Origin of the sequence: Ureaplasma diversum NCTC 246 (genome assembly GCF_000731915.1) — a bacterium.
GTDB lineage: Bacteria > Bacillota_I > Bacilli_A > Mycoplasmatales > Mycoplasmoidaceae > Ureaplasma > Ureaplasma diversum.
The window spans coordinates 1-4,182 of sequence record NZ_JFDP01000054.1 but is presented as its reverse complement, the minus strand read 5'-3'; the positions used below and the strand labels follow the sequence as shown (position 1 = coordinate 4,182).

The 4,182-nt window shown below is 27.0% G+C and carries 1 protein-coding gene; it reads right to left on the bottom strand.

Annotated features, from left to right (window positions below; all coding sequences use genetic code 4):
• On the bottom strand, nucleotides 1-4,182 hold a 4,182-nt coding region (locus tag UDIV_RS04570; RefSeq protein ID WP_038102882.1), incomplete at both ends, for a hypothetical protein.

Here is a 4,182-nt window from a genome sequence, read left to right as displayed (position 1 = left end):
CAATGTTAATTCAAGAGCTGATCTAGCATTTCCAATTAATGTAATTTGTTTAGCTTTGTTTGTTCTTAAAGTAAATGGTGGTTTGCCTTTGTAATTTTCTATAGTTACAAAGCCATTAGCATCTTTTTCTTTATTCTTTAAAGCTTCATTAATAGCTTTCTTTTTATTGTTGTTATAAACTAGTACATCTTCTGGTTGATATACTACTGTATGATCAACTACTCTTAATACATCATTTAAGATGATGATATTAGCTGGTTCTTTTCCATCACTAACTAATATTTGGTTAGTTTCTGGGTTGTATTTGATTTTGGCGTTATCATCAAAAGTTGAGAATTTAAGTTTTTCTAAGTATGCTTTAAACTCTGTATTCTTATCAGCAATTGCTTTAAGTGATTTGAATCCGTCACCTTTATCTTCATCACTTGACTTAATTGAATTTAATAAATTATTAAGTTTGTTTAGATCACTATCTGTTGGTTTGAAGATAGTTTTATCTTCTTGACTATCTTTAATAGTGTATGTGTTTGGATCGTTATCATCAACGAATGAAATAATGTGTTTATTATTACCTGATGGGTCTTTTTCGAAGATTGAAATAGATTTATCTGGGTTTTCGACAACTAATAGATCTTTTGGATCGTAATCCTTATTATTGATTTTAACTTTACCACCGCTTGTTTTAGCTGCTTCTTCTAATTTCTTAGTATAAGCATTTGCAATTGATTTAGCATCAGCAATTTCCTTAGCAGTTGCTGTATCAAACGGAAGTGGTTTATTAGTATCTTTTTTATCACTCACATTAACAACTTTTTTAATATTAGTTAATGTTAATACACGTTTGTTATTTGATACTTTGTCAAAACCTTCAAGAATGTATGTTTGATCATCATAATATGTAACAAGTACTTTACCATAATCAAAGTTCTTGATGTTTTCAAGTACTTCAACCATTTCATCAGTTTTAATGATTCCATCCTTATCAGCTAGAATTCCCATTCTAACTGATTTATCTTTACTTTCGTTTTCATTAAGAACTAATTTATTGAAACGATAAACAATATCATTTGTTTTAAATACATTATTAGCATTAATTGATTGAGGATCATAGAATCTATTATCAATAATATAAACTACATCATTTGTTTTATTATCAACTAAAGCATAGTTGTAATTATTTAGAGTTTGAATTGATATGTCTTTACCGATTTCAAATTGACCAATTGTTACTTTGTCTGATGATGTTGATGATTTTTCTTCAATCTTCTTTCTAATTGTAGCAACAGCTGATAATCCATTAGCTACAACATCTTTATTGTTATAAAGCATTGATGAATCAACAGTTTTTTGTAAGTTGTTAATTACAATGTAAGAAGGATTCTTATCATCAACATTATAGAATGTTAATTGGTTCTTATCTTTATCAAACTTGAATGTACCTTTATCTTTAAAACTATCTGGTAAGATACCTTGATCTGCAAGAGGTGTATCTTGATTTTCATTATCTTCGCCTAATAGTTCTAATAGATCTTTAATAGGTTTATCTTGACCAGCAACTTTTTCTATTAACTGTCTTAATTTATGAACTTCAGAAATGTTATTAAAGCTTGGGTGTGTTTTTGCATCAATTGTTACAAATTCTGGGAATGGTTTATCTAATACAACTGAAACCTGTTCGTTTGTTTCTGGATCAATAAATGTAATAGTTTGATCCTTATTAACAATTACAGAAACAGTTTTTGGATTAAATTTAACATTGTTAATAGTTAATCCTTGATCATTTTTTGTTAATGATTCAATAATTGCTTTTGAAATATCCCCATCATTGTTGATAATTTGTTCTGCTTTTGGTAATTCTTTATCTTTACCAAGTGAAGCTTGTGGAATAATAGCTGGTAATTGGTTAATTATAGAGATTCTATTCTTATCAACTAGAATTCAGTATTGTTTATCTTCTGAAGCTAATAACTTAGTTTCTTCACTTAACAATTTATCATTAGCTACAAATGTATCTAATTCTTTATTCTTTAAAGTCTTATAAGCTATAGCTTTACTTAAATCAGAATCAGTGCTTGCTAATGGCTTATTTTCTAACTCAGTCTTAATTCTATTAAACTCATGTAATTGTTTAAAGATTGATGATCCACTATAAGGTTCTTTATTAAATTCATAAGGACTTATTACATAAATATCTTTATGACTTGTTTTATTAAGTGGAGAGATAACAAAATCAGATCTATTATCTAATAGTTTTAAATCAAATTCATTTGCTACTTCAAATTGATTAATCTTATTAGCTGATTCTAAAGCTCTATTTTTAATTTGAGCTGTTAAGTATTGATCAATATTAGTGATGTTTTTAATAGCTTCAGGAAGCTTGAAGATATCTTTAGCATCAATAATTTGTGGCACATTATTAATTGTTAATAAGTTACCAAATGTCTCTGCTGTTGCTTCTTTATAAATTACGATTTGGTTTGAGTTTCTGTTATATGTTACTTTAGCTTGATCAAAATTAGGTAACTTAGAACCATAAAGTGTTGTTAATACTTGTTTGATGTATGGAACATCTTTAATAGCTTCATAGTTTGTTTCAACTATTGGTTTTTCTTTGTTACCAGAATCATTACCTACAATAGCTGATGTTAATTTAAAGATTTTTGCATAATCATTTGAATTAGCATTCATACTCTTAACAACAGGAAGTGGGTTATCTGCTACTACTGTTATTTCTTTATTATCAGGAGCAATTAAAGTAATTGATCCATCTGGATTAAGTACTACAGTTATTTCATTAGCTTTATATTTCTTACCATCTATAGTAACTACACCATTACTATCTTTAATCTTATCAAGGATAGCTTTATTTACATCTCCGTTACTGTTGATTAAATCATCAACAGTTGGTAAATTAAATCCTAATTCTTTAGCATTCTTTGTTTTTGGTAAGTTAACAATAGTATAAACATCTGAATTATCAGCACTACTTGATTGAACCATTAAGATGTCTTTATCATCTTTTTTAATTAATGTAACAATAGCTTCATCTTGTTTTAAGTTTAGCTTACTAAAGTATTTCTTAAGATCATTATTATTTAAACTACTAATTGTTTGATTATTATTAGATCTTAATTCATCTAATAATTTATTAAGAGCAGCATTACTTACAAATACACTAACACCTTCAATTTGTTGTTTGTATTTATGGTTATCAATTACAAAGATACGCATAAAGTTAGGAGCTGAAATTACATTATAGTTATGTAATTGTCGTTCAAATCCTAAGTTATTAGGTACTTTAATATCTTTGATTAATCGTTCTGAATCCTGTTTCTTAACTATCTCATCCAATTTAGCTTCTAAAGTACTTAATTGATCATTGTTATTCTTAGCTACATCAGCTAATGAATAAATACTTCTATGATCAACTGTTACATAAGCATTCTTAACAAGAACTAATTGTTTGTTGTTAATGATATAGAAACCAATGTTATTAACATCATTAACAATACCTAATCCATCAGCTGTTTTATCAAAATCAGATGGTAATATTGTTTTTATATTTTCATCTTCTAATAAAGAAGATAAGTTAGGGTTATTATCAGTTAGTTGACTGTAGAATTGATGTGCTAAGTTAGGGTTAGTAGTTCAATTAGCTGGTTGGTTAACTATATAGTGAACTGGAATAGCACTCTTAGGAAGAACAATAGTTCCAATTTCATCTAGTGCTCCATCTTTACTTAATCCTACTCTAAACTCATATGGATCATTATTACTATTTAATATAACTGTTAATGAATCATCAATAGTATGTTCAACATCATTAAATCTTAATTTATTAGCATTCTTAGCTGCTAAATCTTTTAATACTTTCTTATAAGCATTTTCAAGTGCTGTTTTAGTATTAGCTGATTCTTTAGAAACAGCTAATAAATCATAAGCACTTAGTTGATCAACAGTATATGATGGATCATCAAACTTAGTAAAGATGATTGTTGGTAAGTTTTTAAGTAATAAAACTTTAGTTTTGTTTAAAGCATTCTTTCCTTTAATAACTAATACTGTTTTATTTTCTAATGTTACTTTCTTAATTTCAGCATCTTTAATAATTGAGTTATTAGCTAATAGGTTTTGAATTGAGTTGTTGTTTAAGTTACTATTAGAATTAATTGATGTGTAATT